Source organism: Anoxybacillus ayderensis (assembly GCF_000833605.1).
Classification (GTDB): Bacteria; Bacillota; Bacilli; order Bacillales; family Anoxybacillaceae; genus Anoxybacillus; species Anoxybacillus ayderensis.
The window spans coordinates 1-1,351 of record NZ_JXTG01000050.1 but is presented as its reverse complement, the minus strand read 5'-3'; the positions used below and the strand labels follow the sequence as shown (position 1 = coordinate 1,351).

Genomic DNA, 1,351 nt, shown 5'->3' with positions numbered 1-1,351 from the left:
GACGTGCGTGCACGTCGAACGGAAAAAGCGAAGGCGTAGGAGGATGTTAGTTCGAAGCTAGACACAAGAAAAGCGTAGGCGACTACACAAAACCTGTTATCTAGTTTTGAAGGAATAAAAAAAGCTTGACAACAAAAAATATTCCTTTATAATAACATTTGTCTAAAGCATGTTTGCTCGGTGACGATGGCGGAGAGGTCACACCCGTTCCCATCCCGAACACGGAAGTTAAGCTCTCCAGCGCCGATGGTAGTTGGCGGGACACCGCCTGCGAGAGTAGGACGTTGCCGGGCAAGATGTAATGGAGGATTAGCTCAGCTGGGAGAGCACTTGCCTTACAAGCAAGGGGTCGGCGGTTCGATCCCGTCATCCTCCACCATATGTTATCATCGCGGGGTGGAGCAGCCAGGTAGCTCGTCGGGCTCATAACCCGAAGGTCGCAGGTTCAAATCCTGCCCCCGCAACCAATATTGGTCCCGTAGTGTAGTGGTTAACATGCCTGCCTGTCACGCAGGAGATCGCGGGTTCGAGTCCCGTCGGGACCGCCATTGTATGGCTCGGTAGCGCTCAGTCGGTAGAGCACGTTTGAATCGACTTCTTTGGCAAGGCTACAGCGTACCGCTCGAGCAACATCTTGAGTAAGCAAACGGAGAGCGGGACGAAGGACGTTTTCCATCTGAATAATTTAAGGATATACTATCTATATGGCTCGGTAGCTCAGTCGGTAGAGCAAAGGACTGAAAATCCTTGTGTCGGCGGTTCGATTCCGTCCCGAGCCACCATTTTAAAATATATGGTATCATGCCGGCTTAGCTCAATTGGTAGAGACGAGCAAAGCTTCAACGAATAAGCTACGAGTTGCCTCGACGCATCCATCATCATTGAGTATGCGAGTAGAGGAAGAGGCACAACTGACAAACGATCTAAAAATTTGATGCACTTCATATTTTGCCGGCTTAGCTCAATTGGTAGAGCAACTGACTTGTAATCAGTAGGTTGCGGGTTCAAGTCCTGCAGCCGGCACCAGATTGTTTTGAGCCATTAGCTCAGTAGGTAGAGCATCTGACTTTTAATCAGAGGGTCGGAGGTTCGAGTCCTCCATGGCTCACCATGATGCGGGTGTGGCGGAATTGGCAGACGCACCAGACTTAGGATCTGGCGCCTCTGGCGTGGGGGTTCAAGTCCCTCCACCCGCATAATGCGGAAGTAGTTCAGTGGTAGAACACCACCTTGCCAAGGTGGGGGTCGCGGGTTCGAGTCCCGTCTTCCGCTCCAACATGCCTATGCCGGGGTGGCGGAATTGGCAGACGCACAGGACTTAAAATCCTGCGGTAGGTGACTACCGTGCCGG

At 51.9% G+C, this 1,351-nt stretch carries 8 tRNA genes and 1 rRNA gene; all 9 read left to right on the top strand.

Going from position 1 to position 1,351, the window contains the following annotated elements:
* The first annotated feature begins 176 nt into the window (after positions 1-176).
* The 9 genes from rrf to JV16_RS14765 all read left to right on the top strand — a co-directional run bounded on the left by rrf (position 177) and on the right by JV16_RS14765 (position 1,275).
* A 5S ribosomal RNA gene (rrf, locus tag JV16_RS14805) occupies positions 177-293 on the top strand.
* A gap of 10 nt (positions 294-303) precedes the next feature.
* Positions 304-379, top strand: a tRNA-Val gene (locus tag JV16_RS14800).
* 11 nt (positions 380-390) lie between these two features.
* Positions 391-467, top strand: a tRNA-Met gene (locus JV16_RS14795).
* A gap of 5 nt (positions 468-472) precedes the next feature.
* Positions 473-548, top strand: a tRNA-Asp gene (locus JV16_RS14790).
* Positions 549-706: 158 nt separating this feature from the next.
* A tRNA-Phe gene (locus JV16_RS14785) sits at positions 707-782 on the top strand.
* Positions 783-950: 168 nt separating this feature from the next.
* Positions 951-1,026, top strand: a tRNA-Thr gene (locus tag JV16_RS14780).
* A gap of 9 nt (positions 1,027-1,035) precedes the next feature.
* Positions 1,036-1,111, top strand: a tRNA-Lys gene (locus tag JV16_RS14775).
* A gap of 4 nt (positions 1,112-1,115) precedes the next feature.
* A tRNA-Leu gene (locus JV16_RS14770) sits at positions 1,116-1,196 on the top strand.
* Between the two features lie 4 nt (positions 1,197-1,200).
* Positions 1,201-1,275: transfer RNA gene (locus JV16_RS14765), tRNA-Gly, on the top strand.
* The last annotated feature ends 76 nt before the right edge of the window (positions 1,276-1,351 follow it).